9 protein-coding genes are annotated in these 19,147 nt (G+C 57.5%); 5 read left to right on the top strand and 4 right to left on the bottom strand.

Translation table 11 applies throughout. The features are described 5' to 3' along the window. Positions 1 to 165 precede the first annotated feature (165 nt). Positions 166 to 4,569, top strand: coding sequence for a hypothetical protein (locus ABDX87_RS18130; RefSeq protein WP_346829119.1), 4,404 nt, complete (start codon positions 166 to 168; stop codon positions 4,567 to 4,569). Then, a complete protein-coding gene (locus ABDX87_RS18125; RefSeq protein WP_346829118.1) occupies positions 4,566 to 8,900 on the top strand; it encodes an RHS repeat-associated core domain-containing protein in 4,335 nt (1,444 codons plus the stop codon). Before ABDX87_RS18130 ends, ABDX87_RS18125 begins: the two co-directional genes overlap by 4 nt. 211 nt (positions 8,901 to 9,111) lie before the next feature. On the opposite strand, the gene ABDX87_RS18120 is transcribed toward ABDX87_RS18125, so the two are convergent. Genes ABDX87_RS18120 through ABDX87_RS18110 form a run of 3 tightly spaced genes read right to left on the bottom strand, consistent with a single transcriptional unit; the run spans position 9,112 to position 12,841 of the window. Beyond that, positions 9,112 to 11,331 (bottom strand): xanthine dehydrogenase family protein molybdopterin-binding subunit, encoded by a 2,220-nt coding sequence (locus ABDX87_RS18120; protein ID WP_346829117.1) that lies wholly within the window; start codon positions 11,329 to 11,331, stop codon positions 9,112 to 9,114. Next, positions 11,331 to 12,317, bottom strand: a complete 987-nt coding sequence (locus ABDX87_RS18115) for an FAD binding domain-containing protein (RefSeq protein ID WP_346829116.1) — start codon at positions 12,315 to 12,317, stop codon at positions 11,331 to 11,333. The genes ABDX87_RS18120 and ABDX87_RS18115 overlap by 1 nt, the downstream gene beginning before the upstream one ends. Next, positions 12,314 to 12,841: a (2Fe-2S)-binding protein gene (locus ABDX87_RS18110; protein WP_346829115.1), complete on the bottom strand. Its 528-nt coding sequence runs from the start codon at positions 12,839 to 12,841 to the stop codon at positions 12,314 to 12,316. Before ABDX87_RS18110 ends, ABDX87_RS18115 begins: the two co-directional genes overlap by 4 nt. A 289-nt stretch (positions 12,842 to 13,130) precedes the next feature. On the opposite strand from ABDX87_RS18110, the gene ABDX87_RS18105 reads away from it, so the two are divergent. From ABDX87_RS18105 to ABDX87_RS18095, 3 genes are all read left to right on the top strand, one after another. After that, positions 13,131 to 14,423 carry an NCS2 family permease gene (locus tag ABDX87_RS18105; protein ID WP_346829114.1) on the top strand — a complete coding sequence of 431 codons (1,293 nt, stop codon included), beginning with the start codon at positions 13,131 to 13,133 and terminating at the stop codon, positions 14,421 to 14,423. Beyond that, positions 14,420 to 15,505 carry a tRNA (uridine(54)-C5)-methyltransferase TrmA gene (trmA, locus tag ABDX87_RS18100; RefSeq protein WP_346829113.1) on the top strand — a complete coding sequence of 362 codons (1,086 nt, stop codon included), beginning with the start codon at positions 14,420 to 14,422 and terminating at the stop codon, positions 15,503 to 15,505. Before ABDX87_RS18105 ends, trmA begins: the two co-directional genes overlap by 4 nt. A 580-nt stretch (positions 15,506 to 16,085) precedes the next feature. After that, positions 16,086 to 17,378, top strand: coding sequence for an MFS transporter (locus tag ABDX87_RS18095; protein WP_346829112.1), 1,293 nt, complete (start codon positions 16,086 to 16,088; stop codon positions 17,376 to 17,378). A gap of 173 nt (positions 17,379 to 17,551) precedes the next feature. Here the strand turns inward: ABDX87_RS18095 and ABDX87_RS18090 are convergent, their stop codons facing one another. Next, entirely contained in the window at positions 17,552 to 19,138 is a 1,587-nt protein-coding gene (locus tag ABDX87_RS18090; RefSeq protein WP_346829111.1) for an aldehyde dehydrogenase (NADP(+)), read from the bottom strand. Positions 19,139 to 19,147: the final 9 nt, after the last annotated feature.

Genomic DNA, 19,147 nt, shown 5'->3' with positions numbered 1-19,147 from the left:
TTCGGTAACACCTTCAATATAACAATTCGAAGTAACAATAATGAGGATTCGGTCTGGGCCCCAAGACTGGCGGCTCACACTTAGTCGCCGTCACGCACTACGCTGAACCTGTGAATCCATCAACAAACCCAGAATGAAATTCGACCTATAACTCGGACAATGACCATGGACGGAAAAGACTCACTTGGCGTGGCGTTTAAAGAAGACGGCGCGGACACTCTTGTCAATACCGAATACCTGCCGCCTTTTACACACGGGAAAGACAAATGGCTGAGCGCGGGTTTTGTAGAAGAGGCCGACCGAGATCTTAATCCCAAGGAAAAAATCTACCTTTTTGTGGTTGAAAGAACTTCCGGAAAAATAGTCGATCGGCATTATTGGTGGCCTTACAACGAGCAAGGTGCACCTGCGAAGGACTGGCCGAAATACTTTGTCGTCACTCTAAAATCCGTTTGGGACAACACAAGAAAAATTGCAATGGGCGAGCCCAGTGCGGATAACGCGGATGCGCCGACTGTACCGACACAGACAAACTTCCGTAGCGAGTTACCTCAGGACAAAACAAAGATTTGGTACAAAGGCGAAGAGAACAGAGCTTTCCATACCCTTCTCAACAAGGACAACTGGGTCAAGTACCTTACTTTTAATAAACAATCGCTGCCTGCAGACGCCACAATAGAAGTTCGCATACTTGATCGCACTTCCAAGGCACAATTCAGCTCTTTTTCGTTCAAGCCCGAACCGGACAGGCTCGAAGCGGACCAATGGCATCATGACCTCTGTACATTCATCAATAACAACAATGTGTACATCAAGGCCGGCGGCCACGACGCCAACGGCAGAATAAGCCTGAACTCGCCGGGGGCAACCGTATGGATACCTCGCAACGCCGAGTTCTCTATCGAGGTGACCAGTAACGGGACCCTTGCTACGGCGGGAACGCCAGACGCCAGCGCAGATGTTAAGACCGAGGCCCCTTCGCAATTCCCGCCCTTCAAACTGGCGGCTGGGCTGATTGCTGCAGGTGATACTCGTCTGCCGGACATGACCGGCTTCGAAAACGACGTCATCGGATCACCCGAGAATTGCTGGCTCAGTCCGTATTATCTGCTGGCTGACCGGGATCTGAGAGTCGATGAGGTGCTTCACGCCTGGCTGATTCGACAAGCCGATGGTGAGCCACTGGAACACGTGGAATTCAAAGCCGATGCCAGCAATCGCCTTTCGACGCAATGGCCGCAGGCGTTCGCCAAACAGCTCAAACAGGGTGCGCGCCACATCAGAGTAGGAGGCTGGACGGAAGACGGAGCATTCACCGAACTTGAAGGCAGCGCCACATCGCAAGCGTTTGCCGGAATGAGCCTGGTGGAAAAGTCCAGAATTAACCAACTCTGGCACTACAGCCGCAGCAACCGTGTGATATCAACCGCCGCGTTCCGGACCAACTGGGTACAAGCACTCAAACTTGGCGAGATTAGCCTTAACGCTGACACCACCCTGTGGGTACAGGTCAGGGACATCACTTCGCAGTACCTGTATGAAACCCACATCTTTCGAGCCAGCGCCGGACGGCTGACCTACAAGCAATGGACCCGCGACTTATGCGAGCAGATCAATAATGACGGGAAGATGCTCAAAGGTGGGCGGCTTAATGGTACGTCAGGAAACATCGAACCAGACGAAACGAACAACGCACTCTGGATACCGCAATGCTCCGACCTGGCGGTAACGCTCATGCCCGTCACATGGTGGACACAACAGAGCGTGACGGCAGAAAGGGATCTGACGGAGGACGAGTCAATCTATACGTATGTCTTGGACGACTTCTCCAACGCAGAGCTGGTCGCGCCTCATTGCTTCAAGCCCGCCAATGCAGAGGATCGCAAGAAAGAAAAATGGGTGAGCGCCTGGGCGAAATCACTCAATGCATCAAGCCTGAAGCCTTACGTCCGCCTTGCAAGTAAAGGCAACGTCTCAGAAGCCGTGCCGGCTGATGCGGTCCAGGCTTCGATCTGGCAAGTGGGTGCGCCGTTAAGGGTGTGCACGACGGAGCCTTCGGTGGCTAACCAGGAGAGTTCAAGGTTTTTGTCGGAACGTGCTTCAAAAACGCATGCTACGGAAGAGAAGGCCACGCCAATCCCGATCACAATAAATTTTCATACGGAGCCAGCCACCCGAATAAATCCAACAACATCAAAACCAATTAAATACCAAAAATACTGCCCTGCGGATACAGTCCTTAAACTTTTGAACGAAAGAATAATCAGCTCTTCCGAAGCCGAACTACTGAAAAGTCTCACTATTCAGGAAATATCTTTCTTCGAAAAAATTCCGCTATCAGATGACTCACTCTCAAACGATCACCTTGACAACATAGACGTCAACTCTGAAATAGTAAGCGACCTCTGCATTATACTAGACAATATAGATATTGCTTTATCCAAGAAAGCCGAGACCCTACAACTTGACGTCTTAAAATACACAACCAATGTATTATTAAGCGTTATCGAACAGCTAAAATACAAATACAACTCATTGCTAATAGTTATTGATCACTCACTAGATCCTGGGAATATTCTTCTAGCCCCATCAGTGTACAAAACAACAAAGACCACCGCGCAAAGCTCGTGCCTGAGCTACAAAGGCGGGGACAGCCTCAGCACACTAGTGACTCGTATTTCACCGGTGTCCCTATCCGAGGGCGTGAAGATAATTTCGACGATGTTAGTAGATGACGAATCAAAAATTAAAGCCAGGACACTTGAAGTAGACAGAGTGAGCGGTAAGCTTTTTAGTCAGCAGTTTGAATTTTATGCCCCTATGAGAAACTACACAGAGTCGATAGCGTCTTTCTACATGGGCATTTCGGACTCAAACAGCATATGGAAAAATGGAGTTGCGATCTCTTTTGAGGTGAAGGAACCCTATGAAGGTCCCACACCAGAATCGCTCCTCTGCGAAGACTACGGCAACACTTACCGATCAGAAGTCTTTGACATCACAGGCCAGAACTACACTGGCGTAGACCCTCGCACCGGACTGTTCAACGCTCATTATTCCCTTGGCGTATTGGCAGGGGTAAAGGGCAATGGGCCGGTGTGTGATCTGACGCTGCACTACTCACCGTTAAGGGCCAATGAGGGGGGGTTGGGTGATGGCTGGGCGTTTAACTTCTCATCGTATGCTAGCCGTCAACGGATGCTCACCCTGAGCACCGGGCAGACTGTTCAACTCACCCCAGACGAAGTCCAGAAACTCATGAAGGGCGACACTCTAGAGAAGACCGCTGGATTGATAACAGGCAAAGCGGATACATCTCTTAGCCAGTTAAACAGTCTTGAAATCACCTTCCGCACCGGAGCCAAAGAACTATTATCAATTCCGTCGGGAGATAATTATGAACACAATTCAGACTTAGTAAAAACCGCGCTTGACGCATTCAAAGAGGCCAAGAGCCAGATATATATACACAAGCAAAAATCTGAACCTATAGATAATCAGCTGTGGTATGACAAAGCGTTATACTACTTAGCGAGCAGCGCTTTGATGCCTGCGAGAGGCGCCGCTATGCTTACCCCTATCAACGATCAACTGCAGTCAGCGATAGACTCAGTCGATCCAGAAAAACAACAGAGAGCTGATTGGGAAGCGCGATATTTAAAGCCATGGAAAGACTTCTGGACAGAAAGACTGCCTGCACTTGAAAAAGAGTTTGATCGCGAAATTGCGTATTGGGAAAGCCCGGATTTTCAGCTATTGCCCTCAAGCATCACCTCACCTCTAGGAGATTCTTTGACGCTCAAATGGACTCGCCGAAAAGGACAGTACTTACTCGAAGAAGTAATGGGAGCGGAAAATATAACGCTTTTGCGTTGTGCGTACGACCTACCTACGCTCGGTGAAGGGTCTAGGGATATCCACTCGAACGCTACGCTCATCTTTTGGCCGGAAAGCAACGAAGCCTATTGCGTCACCTTGAGCCTTAAAAACTACTTGCTCAAATCCATTGTCAGCAGTGGAACGGGTAACGTGTCTGAGCGCTGCGAGTATGGCTACAGCCCTGATCCCACGCTAGACAGGGTGCTTACATGCATCGAAGAGTCAGACGGCTCGTTAGAGAAAGTAGTTTATGAGGCCGAGGGAATGATTTTTCCTAAAAAGGGCACTTTGGAAAAACCAGCCCTGCCAAGGGTCATTTCCCACATTATTTCTTCAGGAGCTCAGCAGCCTCCGCTGCGCACAGACTGGCGATACTCAATCAATAACTACTTGGGCTACAGCGAAGACGGTGAATACAGCCATCTGGAGGATTCTGCTGTCAAGCGAGGCTCTAGTTATCAGTACTCTTCCACGTCCATCGAAGAACACGGCCTCACCACGAAACGCACCTGGAATGGACTGCATCTGCAAGTTGAGGAGCAACAAACAACACCGACTGGCTTCGGTACAACGGTTGTCTGGGAGTTTAGTGATGTGCCTCAGGGTGATCCCAGATATGGATTGAACACCAGGACGACAACGACGTATCAGGACAACATTAAGCCAGCCATCGAGGAGTCCGCATCATGAGCGCAGAGACCGCTACCCAAACGTTCAAGTACACCGATGATGGCCGCCTGATCCAGAGCACGGCGGCAGACGCCACCATTACCTTGCGTTGTTACTACCCTCAGGCAGGCGGAGCGAGCCCGGACATCAGCGCCTTCATGGGCAGCGCTTGGAAAAATGAAAGGAAAGACTCCGCCGCCGCCCCCCAAACGTTCTGCCTGAAGGCACCGAAGACCCCTGCCGGTTTGAAGAGGCCGATCCAGGCAGAGTTCGAATATCAGAAATTTGCAGGTCAGGTGCTCCCCATTGCTCTGACGCTTTACGGATACAGCACGGTAAAGGGCAGTGAACGCGCGCCGCTGAAGCAGGATACAGTGGTCATCATCAAGGGGGTGACGCTCAGCAATCTGAGCAATGCATCGGGTCGGGGGGACACCGTTTGGGAGCTGAAGCTGGCGGAAGGCCGCACAGTGCCTGAAGTCCGTTGCCAGCAGCTCGTCGAAAGCAGCGATGAGCTTGTCGCAACCGCCACGGCCATCGAGCGGCGTTATTGGGGCACTGAAAAATGCCAGTTGGTGACAACCCGCACTCAAACCGCCGATCCCGCCAAAGGCATGACCACCCTCACGCTCACGTCGCGCACCACCGACGATCCGCGAGACAACATCGATCTCAGCACCGAGCGGCGATCCCTTTACAGCGGTCGACTACTGCATCGCACGGAAGGGGGACAACAGGTTCGTTATACGTATGACGCTCTTGGCCGGGTCACCGGTGAAATGACTTACACCAGCAACCCTTCACAAAACGAGCTTTCAGAACGAACTGACAAGGTCATCAGTGACTTGGTGACTCGCTACGAAGAAATCGCCAGCGGCACCCGCTTGATTGTGTTTGATCGCTCACAGCCTCAGGCTCGTCGTCGCAGGATCTGGCAAGACGGTTTGCAGCAGGTCATACGAATTGAGGAGCAGCGCGAACCCGGCGAGGATCTGTCCGACAGCAACTTTTGCCCGATACACGACGCGGGAAGAACGCTGGACTATATGCCCGGGGGCCTGCAGCGCGTTGCCGACCCCGTCGACCGACCGGATTATGTCAGTGACTGGATGTGGACAGGCTCTAAGGATACCTACAGTCCATTGATGACCGATGATCGCGCGGTGATACAAGATGCGCAGGTTGAACACGATCAGACACTAGGCAATGTCCAAGGCGCGCGGGTAACTCATAGAAGCCTTCAGGTAAACCTTCCCAACGGAGGCGTGATTCAACGCGACTATTCATTTATGCCTGCGGACAACAAGCAAAATCAGGACGATGAGTACGACGAGAGCATGATCGTCAAACATTATGAAACGGAGCAAACACTTGATTGGCGCGGGCGGTTGACCACCCTCAAAACCCACGCTACGGAAGGCACTCGAGAATTCAAGATCCAGTACGACGACCTTGACCGCCCCGTGCTGTGGAGTGGTGCTGACGGCACCCAAATTGAACGCGCGTATCACGCCATGGGCACTGAGGTGAAAAGCCTGACGGTGATGACCAAAGAAGGTACGAAAACCGTCGTCGGCAGCCAGGATATAGACGCTCAGTCTCAAGTGAGCGCACGCACGGTCGGGGCAAGGGCCTACGCATTCACCTATGACAACGGCCGTTTTGCCGGAGCGACCATGCCGGACACCACTCAAGTGTTCAGTGAGCGCTCAGCCGACGGCAACGTCCTCAGTTGGAAAGGCAAAACAGCGAAGGGCGATCTGACCACGCTTGCGACGTTCACTTACGACCCTCTGCAGGCGGCCATTCAGTCTCGGCATACGGTCACGGGCGCGGATGATAGCCAGCAGATTGTTGCCACAGACCAGCATTCGCCCTGGTTGGACAGTCACCAACGCCAGGTTTGCAGCGATCAAATTTTGAGCGCTGGTTTTTATTATTCGCTACTGGGCGCCAACTACGTCACCCAATACCCCAATGACAGTTACGTAGTGGCTTGGCAAGATCGACTCGGGCGGCGCACGCGGGTGCAACGCAACCATCTGGATTATCGCTATCGCTACAACGCGTTCGGTCAGTGTGAGCGAGTCACCGTGCTGGATCGCCAGACCGGTCATACCCTGATCGTCGGTCATGAATTTGATGGGCTCGGCCAAGAGACCTGCCGCACCTACTGGCTTAATGGCAGCGAATTTGAAAAGTACGAACAGCAGTGGTCACTCAGCGGCCAACTCATCAAGAAAGTGGTCACACGCGAGGGCGAAGTCTGCTTGAGCGAAGCGTTTGAGTATGACGTACGAGACCGCCTCAAGACCTGGTCAGTGGATGAGAAAACCTCAAATGGCCCAGCCGATGAGAGCGGAAAAGCCATCCGTAGACAGGTTTATGGTTATGACGCGATCAATAACCTGACGCTGTGCGAAACGCTTTATGCGGACAACACCACTCAAAAGCAGGAATACACCTACAGCACCGAAAATCCGACCCAGCGGATCAAGGTGGTCACGATAAACGGCAACAGTGCGGGAGCCACATCCCGTGCCGAATCAACGCTTGTTTACGATGCCAACGGCAATCTGACTCAGGACGATCAGGGTAGAAAACTGGCGTACACGCTGACCGGCAGGCTGGCGTCGATCACCGGCAAAGACAAGACGCTGATCACTCGCTATGAATACGACGAGCAGGACAGGCTGGCGATTCAATGGGACGTAAAAAACAGTCAGAGTCGAGTCCTTGTTTACAGCGGTGATGCACTGTGCGGGGAAATCTGGCGGAACGACAGCGGCAAGGAGATCAAACGAATCCGTTTCGACGAAGAGGCAGGCCTTGCCGTCCAGATCGTCGAGGGCTCCAGCCTGCACACGGTTTTCACCCTCAGCGATCCACAAAACGGCATGTCCAGCGAGCTTCAACCTGACAGCGCTTCGGGTCTGAATCGACGCAGCATTTGCTACACCCCGTGGGGTGAATCACCCAATGCCGGACAGAGCGCGATGCTCAGCGGCATCGGGTACAACGACGCGCGCCGGGATCCGGTCACCGGCAGCTATCACCTGGGCAACGGATATCGGACGTATAGCCCTGCGCTGCGGGTATTTCAGCAACCTGACAGCGCCAGCCCCTTCGGTCGCGGGGCCTTGAATGACTACGCTTATTGCAGTGGAGACCCTGTCAACCTCTTCGACCCTGACGGCCATATCATGATCAGCCGCTGGGGCCAGGAAAACATGCTCCGCAGCCTGGACAAGATGGTCAGCGACTGGACCTGGACACCGGCGCCGGAACCGACGCCGGAGAAAAACAGCGGCTTCTGGGCAATCATGTCCAGCATCATCTGGGGGGGTGTTGCGATATTGACGGCAGTTGCAGGCGTATTGCTTGCCATTCCTACCGGCGGCTTGTCCCTGGCCCTCGCGGGCGCGGCGCTCGCGGCCACTGCGGTGGCGACCGGGCTTTCCATCGCCAGCGTGGCGCTACAGAACAGTAACCCTGAATTGGCATCGAAGCTGGGCTGGGCGGCCTTCGGGATTGATATGGGGACGATGTTGTCTGGGGTCGTCAAATCGGTGGTGAGTCGTGGAGCAAGATTGATTCGTTGGGCAGGGAGTAAAGTTGGAAGACTCGCCTCAAAAGTGAAAGACGAAATGACGCTGGCACGAGGTTTTGCAGGTCAAATAGCACCCGGCAAGAATACATCTGGAGTCGTAACTGGCGCGAAACATGGACAGGCGAAATATAAGATCTACGTGGGCGACGTTGACTCCAAACGTCTGGTTGTAGATTCTCACGGATACTTTCGCAAGGAAAGCAAGAGATTTTTCGTACCTAGCGATACCCACATTAGTTTCTACACGCCGAAATACAAAGTAGCACTCACAGATCACAGTAACTATTCAGTAGATGTGCGCAACAAGCCGCAGTTCGGCAGAAATCGCCCAAACTTCGATCCTGCCAAAGCCAACAAACTCATCCCTGATTACAATCTTGCGCCGCTCGAAAACGATTGGTACGAGAACGCAGGGTATATATCCAAAACCACCGCTAACATGCCGACAAATACACCCCAGCTGAAATTAGCAAAAGACTTACAATTTGAAGCGGAAATTGATCTTAGATATTCGAGATTCGCGAGATCGACGGGCGTTGACATCTTACGGCTCACAGAAGGCAACACAACATTCCGCGAAGTTATAGAAAAAATCTTACCGAACGAGCAGATAAAGTATAAAAGCATCGAAGGCTTTTTTTGCCGAGGAAAATATCTCCCCAAAGAAAGCAGGACCGCTGTTAGACTCAAGCATGCATTAAAATTGGACACGTGGTTTGATTTCGATTTACCAACCTGCTAGCCGTCAGGCTATATCGGCGGTTATTTGAGATTTACGTCCGCATGGTTGGAAAGGCGATTATCTACGAATAGTCGCAGATCCAGTGAACTCATACTGGGGTCCTTTATGATAACTCCAGCGAGCCCGCGGCAACGGTGCCACTGTCATTGATTTACCCCAATGACAACCGCTACCACGGGCAAGCCTAACGCTCAGAAATACAGTCGGATAATCAAAGCACCTTATCCAGCGTAATCGGGAAATCCCGCACCCGCTTGCCGGTCGCGTGATAAACAGCGTTGGCGATAGCCGACGCCACCCCCACGATGCCGATCTCACCGACGCCCTTGGAACCCAGTTCGTTAACGATGTCGTCGTTTTCCTCGACGAACACCACGTCGATGTCGCCAATGTCCGCGTTCACCGGGATGTGGTACTCGGCCAGGCTGTGGTTCATGAAGCGGCCCAGATGCTGATCGTTCTGGGTCTCTTCATGCATCGCCTGGCTGATGCCCCACACGACGCCGCCGAGGATCTGACTGCGTGCGGTCTTGGGGTTGACCACGCGGCCAGCGGCCACGGCGCTTACGACCCGATTGACGCGCACGGTGCCCAGGTCTTCATCGACCAGCACCTCGACGAACACCGCCGAGTGGGTCGCGGTCGAATAGCCCTCGCGCTTTTCATCCGGTTCGGCGTCTACCTGGACCTCCAATGTCTCGTGGGACGACGCACGCACGATGTCGGCATAGGAAAACCGCTGTCCACGAATGTGCAGGAAACCGTCGCCGAAGCCGACTTCTTCCATGTCCACCACCGCGAACTCGGGGTGAGCCATGCGCACGGCATCCAGCAACTTGGCACGTAACGCTCGGCACGCTTGCTGCACCGCCGTTCCGACCGACGACACGGTGAAGGAGCCGCCCTGAAGCGGCGCCGTCGGCAGCGAGGAGTCGCCCAGCACGAACGTAACGTCCTGCGGCGTCATGCCCGCCGCTTCGGCCGCGATCTGGGTCATGACCGTGTAGGTGCCAGTCCCGATGTCGGTGGTTGCACTGCTGACGGTCAGCTTGCCGCTCGCGTCAATGCTCGCCTTGGCACTGGCCTTCATCTGCATGGCTTCCCACACGCCACCGGCCATGCCCCAACCCACCAGTTGGCGACCTTGGCGCATGCTGCGTGGCTCGGGGTTGCGTTGGTTCCAGCCGAAGCGATCAGCGCCCTGCTCGTAGCAGGCGAGCAGTTCTTTGCTGGAGTAAGGCTTGTCTTCGTTGCCGTTACGGTCGGCGAAATTGATCGCGCGCAGCTGCACGGGATCGACGCCGGTCGCATAGGCGAGTTCATCCAGCGCACACTCCAGACCGACCATGCCTGACGTCGCGCCCGGCGCCCGCATGTCCAGCGGCGTGTACACGTCCAGCGGCGCCAGTTTGTAGGTCAACTGCACGTTGTCGCACTTGTAGAGCATGCCGCTCCACTCGACCACGTGCTCGGTGAAGTCCTCGAATCGCGAGGTCTGACCGATCACATCATGACCGACTGCCGACAAGCGCCCGTCGGCGGTCGCGCCCAGCCGCAAATGCTGCAACGTGTGGGGGCGATAGCCGAATGTGAACATCTGCTGGCGCGTCAGGGTGACGCGTACGGAGCGCTTGAGATGCAGCGCGGCCATGACGGCGAGCGGCAGCTGATACTGCGGGCGCAAGCCGGAGCCGAACGCGCCGCCGACAAACGCCGCCAGGACACGGATCTTGTCCTTCTCAAGGCCGAACACTTTGTGCAGGTAATCCTGGCAGTTCTGCGTGCCTTGGGTCTTGTCGTGAATCTCGAGGCTGCCGTCATCCTGATACATCACCGTCGAAGCGTGCGGCTCCATCGGGTTGTGGTGCTCGTTCGGCGTGCTGTAACGCGCGTCTACGGTGATCGCCGCCTGGGTGAAGGCGGTTTCGAAATCGCCGCGCGGTTTGGGGGTTTCAGCCGGCGCCGTGTGCGCGTTCCCTTGTGCAGCCACCAAATCAGTCTGGTGAGCGTCGGTTTCATACTCGATGCGCACCAGCGAGCCTGCGTGTCGCGCAATCTCGAGGGTGTCGGCGACGACCAGCGCCAGCGGTTGCCCGCTGTACAGTACGCGATCGTTATACAAAGGCCGGAAGGCTGAGCCCTCGGCCGAGTCCGCGTCCTCATAATCCTTGTCGTAACTGGCGACATGCGGGCGGTTGGTATGGTCAATGACGGCGACGACGCCGTTGACCTGCAACGCCTGCGAAGCGTCGATGCGCAGCACACGGCCGCACGCAATGTTGCTGGACACCACGCTGCCAAACAGCAGACCGTCTTGCGGGTATTCGCCGGCATAGCGTGCCTGGCCGGTGACCTTAAGGTGACCGTCGACGCGGTCCAGCGGTTGCCCAACGGGGGACACATAACCGGGCGGATTGATTTTCGCGTTCATCAGGCGTTACCTCCTGTTGCCGCGTCGCTGAGCGCACGGACGATAGCGCGTTGAGCCAACTTGACCTTGAAGGCGTTGTGCTCGAGGGGTTTGGCGTCACGCAGCATGGCTTCGGCTGCCGCCACGAAATTTTCCCGCGACACTGGCTGCCCTATGAGCGACTGCTCGACCGCTTTGTCACGCCACGGTTTGTGCGCTACCCCGCCAAGGGCCAGGCGCACGTCGCGAATGATGTCGCCGTCCAGTTCCAGCGCAGCCGCGACCGACACCAGCGCGAAGGCGTAGGAGGCACGATCACGAATCTTCAGGTAATGGCTGTGCGCAACAAACCCTTGGGGCGGGAGTTCGATGGCCGTGATCAATTCGTCATCGGCCAGCTGGTTGTCGCGCTGCGGGGCGTCTTCCGGCAGCCGGTGAAAGTCTGCGAACTCGATGGTGCGCTTGCCGCCTCGGCCTTCGACGTGCACAACGGCGTCCAGCGCGGCCAGCGCTACGCACATGTCTGACGGATGAGTGGCCACACAGTCATCGCTGGCGCCCAGGATCGCGTGAATCCGGTTGAGGCCGTCTTTGGCCGGGCATCCGCTGCCCGGCTCGCGCTTGTTGCAAGGCACTGCCGAATCATAAAAGTAGTAACAACGGGTGCGCTGAAGCAGATTCCCGCCGGTGCTGGCCATGTTACGCAACTGAGGCGAGGCGCCTGCCAGGATGGCTTGAGACAGCAGCGGGTAACGCTGCTCGACCAAGGGATGCCACGCCAGATCGGCGTTGCTCACCAACGCACCGATCATCAGCCCGCCATTGGCGGTTTCGCTAACGTCCTTGAGCGGCAGGCCTGTGATGTCGATCAAGTGCTCCGGCCGGGCGATGTTTTCTTTCATCAAGTCCAGCAGGTTGGTGCCGCCCGCGATAAAACGGCTGGCCGCTCCGGCCAGACTGATCGCCTGACTGACGTCGACGGGCTTGCTGTAATGGAAAGGATTCATGCGTCGATCCCTCCGTCAGTCAACGCCTGGGTGGCGGATTGCGGCAAGGCTTCTTCGACCGCCGCGAGAATGTTCGTGTAGGCGCCGCAGCGGCACAAATTGCCGCTCATCAATTCTTTGATCTGGTCCGGTGTTTGCGCCCGGCCTTCATTGGCTAGCCCGACCGCTGAGCAAATCTGCCCCGGCGTGCAGTAACCGCACTGAAAAGCGTCGTGCTTGATGAACGCCTGCTGCATCGGGTGCAGCGTGTCGCCGTCCGCCAGACCTTCGATGGTGGTCAACTCGGCGCCGTCGCACATGACCGCCAAGGTCAGGCACGCATTGACCCGCTTGCCGTCGCGCAGCACCGTGCATGCCCCGCACTGCCCGTGGTCACACCCTTTCTTGGTGCCCACCAGATCCAATTGCTCACGCAACACATCCAGCAACGTCGCCCACGGCTGTACGTTCAATTGTCTGGGCTGGCCGTTCAACGTCAGAGCAATGGAATGCTCTGCGAAGGCCTGGTTCGTTGTCTCGCTCATTGCAAACCTCACGGTAGGTACGCGTTTGCGCAGTCAATCTGCGTCTCCTGAGGTACGACTGGCGGGTTTTCCCAAACGTTCAGGGTTTGTGATGAGCGAGCACGGTTCCGGGCCACGACCACGGCTGCCTTTCCCTGCCGATCAACGTCAGCAGCCTTTCGCCGGGGACGCTGGTATGATGCGCGGCTTTTTGCGACTGGCAGAATTTGTGCAAGCTGTTTTCGCGAGCTGTGCTTTGCTGTTTTAGTCGATTTCATTAATGGCGCGTTGCGCCACCGGGGAGCCACACATGCTGGAGCGGCTGTTTCAACTCAAGGCACATAACACCAATGTGCGCACGGAAATCCTGGCCGGCGTCACGACGTTCCTGGCCATGGCCTACATCCTGTTCGTGAACCCGAGCATCCTCGGCGCGACCGGCATGGACAAAGGCGCCATCTTCGTCGCGACCTGTCTGGCAGCCGCCATTGGCTCCACTGTCATGGGCCTGATCGCCAATTACCCGATCGCGCTGGCGCCGGGCATGGGCTTGAACGCGTTCTTCACATACACCGTGGTGTTGCACATGGGTCACACCTGGCAAGTGGCGCTGGGTGCGGTGTTCATTTCTGCCGTGATGTTCTTCCTGCTGTCGATCTTTCGCATCCGCGAATGGATCATCAACAGCATCCCGCTGCCGCTGCGTTCGGCGATTGCCGCCGGTATCGGCCTGTTCCTGGCGCTGATTGCCCTGCACAACGCGGAAATCGTGGTCAGCAACCCGGCCACCATGGTCGGGCTGGGCGACCTGGCCAAACCGGCGCCGGTGCTCGCGGCGCTGGGCTTTGCCCTGATCGTGGCGCTGGAAGCCCTTAAAGTGCGCGGCGCGGTGCTGATCGGAATTCTGGCCGTAACCATCATCTCGATCCTGATGGGCTTCTCGCCGTTCGGCGGCGTGGTGTCGATGCCGCCGTCGCTGGCGCCGACCTTTCTGCAGCTGGACATCGCCGGTGCCTTGAACATCGGTCTGGTCAGCGTGATCTTCTCGTTTCTCTTCGTTGATCTGTTTGATAACTCCGGGACGCTGATCGGCGTCGCCAAGCGCGCGGGCCTGATGGGCAAAGACGGCCACATGCCGAAAATGGGCCGTGCGCTGGTCGCCGACAGCACCGCCGCCATGGCCGGTTCGCTGCTGGGCACCTCGACCACCACCAGTTACATCGAATCCGCCGCGGGCGTCAGTGCCGGTGGCCGCACCGGCCTGACCGCCATCGTGGTGGCCGTGCTGTTCCTGCTGGCGCTGTTTTTCGCGCCTCTGGCCGGCAGCGTTCCGGCCTTCGCCACCGCTCCGGCCCTGCTGTTCGTGGCCGTGCTAATGACCTCGGGCCTGGCGGAAATCAACTGGGACGACATCACCGAAGCCGCGCCAGTGGTGATCACCGCGCTGGCGATGCCGTTCACCTACTCCATCGCCAACGGCATCGCGTTTGGCTTCATTTCCTGGACAGTGATCAAGCTGTTGTCGGGCCGCGGCCGTGAGCTGAATTCGGCGCTGGTCGTGCTGTCGATCCTGTTCGTCATCAAGCTGGGCTTCTATCCATGAGCAGTACGTTCGACCCTGCGAGCTATAGCCGTCAGCTCGATGAAAAAGCCGATCGTCTTCGCGAACTGCTGAAGCCGTTTGACGCGCCAGAACCTCAGGTCTTTGACTCGCCGCGTGAGCACTACCGCCTGCGCGCCGAATTCCGCCTGTGGCGCGACGATGGCAAGCGTCACTATGCGATGTTCACGCCGGGCGACAAGTACACGCCGATCCTGATCAACGACTTCCCGATTGCAAGCCTGCAGATCAATGCCCTGATGCCGGTGCTGCGTGATCGTTGGGAAGCCAGCAAGACGCTTAACCACAAGCTGTTTCAGGTCGACTTCCTGACCACGCTGGCCGGCGACGGCATGATCACGCTGTGCTACCACCGCCCCCTCGATGACGCCTGGAAGCTGGAAGCCGAGCAATTGGCCGCAGACTTGAAGGTCAGCGTGATCGGTCGCTCCAAGGGGCAACGTCTGGTGATCGGCCGCGATTACGTGACCGAGGAGCTGGAGGTCGCCGGGCGCACGTTCAGCTATCGCCAGCCGGAAGGTGCGTTCACCCAGCCCAACGGCACCGTGAACCAGAAAATGCTGAGCTGGGCGTACGACGCGTTGGGCGACCGTGAGAATGACCTGCTGGAGCTGTATTGCGGCAACGGCAACTTCACGCTGCCGCTGGCGACCCGCGTGCGCAAGGTGCTGGCGACCGAGATCAGCAAGACCTCGGTCAACGCCGCCTTGAGCAACCTTGCAGATAACGCGGTGGATAACGTGTCGCTGGTTCGGCTGTCGGCCGAAGAGCTGACCGAAGCGCTGAACGATGTGCGCCCGTTCCGGCGTCTGGCGGGCGTGGACCTGAAGAGCTACCACTTCGGCAGCGTGTTCGTCGACCCGCCGCGCGCAGGGATGGACCCGGACACCTGCGAGCTGACCCGTCGTTTCGAACGCATCCTGTACATCTCCTGCAACCCGGAAACCCTGGCGGCCAACATCGCCCAGCTGCATGACACACACCGGGTGGAGCGTTGCGCGTTGTTCGATCAGTTTCCGTACACGCACCATATGGAATCGGGTGTGTTGCTGGTTCGGCGCTAAGCGAATACGCAACACATTCAAATGTGGGAGCTGCTGGAGGTTACGACAGTGGCGAATGCGATGGGGTCATTCAACACATCAGTGTCTGACCCGGCGCCTTCGTCCGAACGCGGCCCGCAGCAAGCCGACTCCCACAATTTGTGTGCATGCCGCAAAGCATCGAAACACCGCAATCCTGTAGGAGCAGTCCGAGGTTACGAGGGCCGCGAATGCGGTGGGTCCGTTGCATCAACGTCGACTGACACCCCCAATTCGTCGGAATGCCGCCCAGACCAAGCTCCCACAATTTGTGTGCATGCCGCAAAGCATCGAAACACCGCAATCCTGTAGGAGCAGTCCGAGGTTACGAGGGCCGCGAATGCGGTCGGTCCGTTGCATCAACGTCGACTGACACCCCCAATTCGTCGGAATGCCGCCCAGACCAAGCTCGCTCCCACAGATCCGCGAGATGCCAGTCGGCTCTGCGGCGAAGTCAAATGACATCGCACCGTCCATCATTAAATTTCTGACAGTAACAGGCATATACCTGCTTACCGGTGTATAACAGTCGGCCGTCTTTCGCGTCGATGGATGTCCTGCCTTGAGTTCCGAATCGCCCGCTTCGCCCTCCGAACCAGCCTCTGAAAGCGTGCTTCGGCAGCCCGGCTTTTTTGAGTTTCTGACCGCCCGCCTCGCTGCCGTGTTTGCCATGCAGATTCAAGCGGTGGTGGTCGCCTGGCAGGTCTATGACATGACCCGCAGCCCGATTTCGCTGGCGTATGTGGGCCTTGCGCAGTTCATCCCGATGCTGCTGTTGCTGATGCCGGCCGGCGACCTCATCGACCGCTACGATCGCAAACTGATCCTGACCATCAGCTGGACCGTCCAGGCGCTGTGCAGCTTGATGCTGATGCTGTTCTCGGTCACCCACCATCAGGACACCCGGCTGATTTACGCCACGCTGGCACTGTTCGGCTGTGCCCGCGCGTTCACCGGTCCGGCGCTGCAAAGCCTGTTGCCGCAGGTCGTGCCCCGCGAAAAGCTCGCCTCGGCCATCGCCACCAACAGCATGATCATGCGCATCGCGACCATCGCCGGACCGCTGGTGGGCGGCGGCCTGTATGCAGCGGGCGGCGGCGGTTTGACCTATTCAGTGTGCATGGCGAGCTTTATCGCTGCCGTGCTGTTACTGATCCGTGTGCCAGTGCTGTACGCCGGTAAGAAACAGATTCTGGAATCCACCGCCTGGAAACGCTTCACGGCGGGCATCGCGTTCATTCGTTCGCGTCCGATCATTCTCGGCACCATTTCGCTGGACCTGTTCGCCGTGCTGCTGGGCGGCGTGGTCGCCTTGCTGCCGATCTACGCTCACGAAGTCCTGCACCTGGGCCCCCAAGGCCTGGGCGCGTTGCGTAGTGCGATGAGTCTGGGTGAGGTCGGCACTGGCCTTTATCTGAGTGTGCGGCCGTTCGATCGCAACGTCGGCATGGTCATGTTCATCGCGGTGGCGGTGTTTGGCCTCGCGAACCTGGTATTCGCGCTGTCGACGTTGTTCTGGCTCTCATTGCTGGCCCTGATGATTGCGGGGGCTGCGGACATGGTCAGCGTGTATATCCGCTCGACGCTCGTGCAGTTCTCGACCCCCGACGACATGCGCGGTCGGGTCAATGCGGTGAACATGCTGTTCATCGGCTCTTCCAACGAACTGGGCGAATTCCGCGCCGGCAGCAGCGCCGCGCTATGGGGCGCTGTGCCCGCGGCGATCATCGGCGGGTTGTGTACGTTGGGCGTGGTGGGGACGTGGATGTGGGCCTTCAAGCCCCTGCGGCAGGTGAATCACTTCGCCGATGCGTCGCCTTCGGAAGTGACCGAAAAGCAAAAAGCGCGGGTGTGATCCAGGTTCATTGATTGACACCGTACCTGTGGGAGCGAATTCATTCGCGAATCGACAGTTCAGGCGATACATTTTCATCGTCTGTACCGCCGTCCCGCGAATGAATTCACTCCCACAGGTTTATTGCTCGCGCTGATCGTTCCCGCGCTCTGCGTGGTAACGATCAGCGCAGGTTATTGGTTTAGCGCTGAATCAGTGACCTCTCCATCCACCAGCCGCCGGATCTTCAGCGGATTGGCATTCTGCAAGGCTTCGGGCAACAGCGCATCGGGGTAGTTCTGGAAGCACACCGGGCGCAGGAAACGATCAATCGCCAATGTGCCGACCGACGTACCGCGCGAATCGGACGTGGCGGGATACGGCCCGCCGTGAACCATCGCATCACACACTTCGACGCCTGTCGGGTAGCCATTGAGCAGCACGCGCCCGACCTTCTCCTGCAACGTCTCCAGCAACCACGCGTAACGGCCGAGCTCGGCCGGCTCACCGATCACGGTCGCTGTCAGTTGTCCGCGAAGACCGCCCAACGCGGACTTCAACGAGGCCTCGTCCTCGACTTCGATGACGATCGTGGTCGGTCCGAACACCTCTTCTTGGAGCAACTCATCACCGTTCAGCAACAAACTGACGTCGGCCTTGAACAACTGCGGCTGGGCCTGTTTGCCCTGCTGCGGATGCCCGGCCAGATGCGTCACGCCAGCATGACCGTGGAGATGCTCAAGGCCTTTGCTGTAGCTGACCAGACCGCCCGCGTTGAGCATGGTTTGTGGCGCCTGGTCATTCATGCTGGCGCTCAGCCGCTCGACGAACTGGCTGAACGCAGTGGAACGCAAACCGATCACCAGGCCCGGATTGGTGCAGAACTGCCCGCACCCCAAGGTCACCGAAGCGGCCAGTTCCGAAGCAATCTTCTCACCCCGCGCCGCCAGCGCGTCAGGCAAGACGAACACCGGGTTGATGCTCGACATCTCGGCAAACACCGGAATCGGCTGAGCACGTTCGGACGCCATCTTCACCAACGCGTTGCCGCCACGCAGCGAGCCGGTAAACCCTACCGCCTGAATCAGCGGATGCCTGACCAGCCATTCGCCTACGCCATTGCCGAAGATCATGCTGAACACGCCCTTCGGCATGTCGGTACGCTCAGCCGCGCGGGTGACGGCTTCGGCGACACGCTCGGCCGTGGCCATGTGACCGCTGTGAGCCTTGACGATCACCGGGCACCCGGCCGCCAGCGCGGAGGCCGTATCACCGCCGGCCGTGGAGAACGCCAACGGGAAGTTGCTCGCGCCAAACACCGCGACCGGCCCCACGCCAATGCGCACCTGACGCAGATCAGGTCGCGGCAGCGGCTGACGGTCTGGCAAGGCCCGATCGATGCGCGCGCCATAAAAGTCGCCACGGCGCAGCACCTTGGCAAACAAGCGCATCTGTCCGCTGGTCCGGCCGCGCTCTCCCTGAATACGCCCGGCCGGCAGCGCGGTCTCGCGGCATACGGTGGCGACGAAATCATCGCCCAGTGCGTCCAGTTCATCGGCAATCGCGTCGAGGAACTGCGCGCGCTTTTCAGCTGACAGGTTGCGAAAGACCGGGAAAGCCGCTGCTGCGGATTGCGCGGCAATGTCGACTTCCACCTCGGTCGCCTGCACGAACGCATGCGCAAGCGCTTCGCCGGTGGTCGCGTCGAGGCTGTTCAGTTGCACAGAACCCTGTGCGCTGCGTTGGCCGCCGATGAAGTTGTGTCCGAGATCCGAAGACATCCGTTCTTC

It is taken from the genome of Pseudomonas abietaniphila (genome assembly GCF_039697315.1).
GTDB lineage: Bacteria > Pseudomonadota > Gammaproteobacteria > Pseudomonadales > Pseudomonadaceae > Aquipseudomonas > Aquipseudomonas abietaniphila_B.
This window is presented reverse-complemented; position numbering and strand designations above follow the sequence as displayed.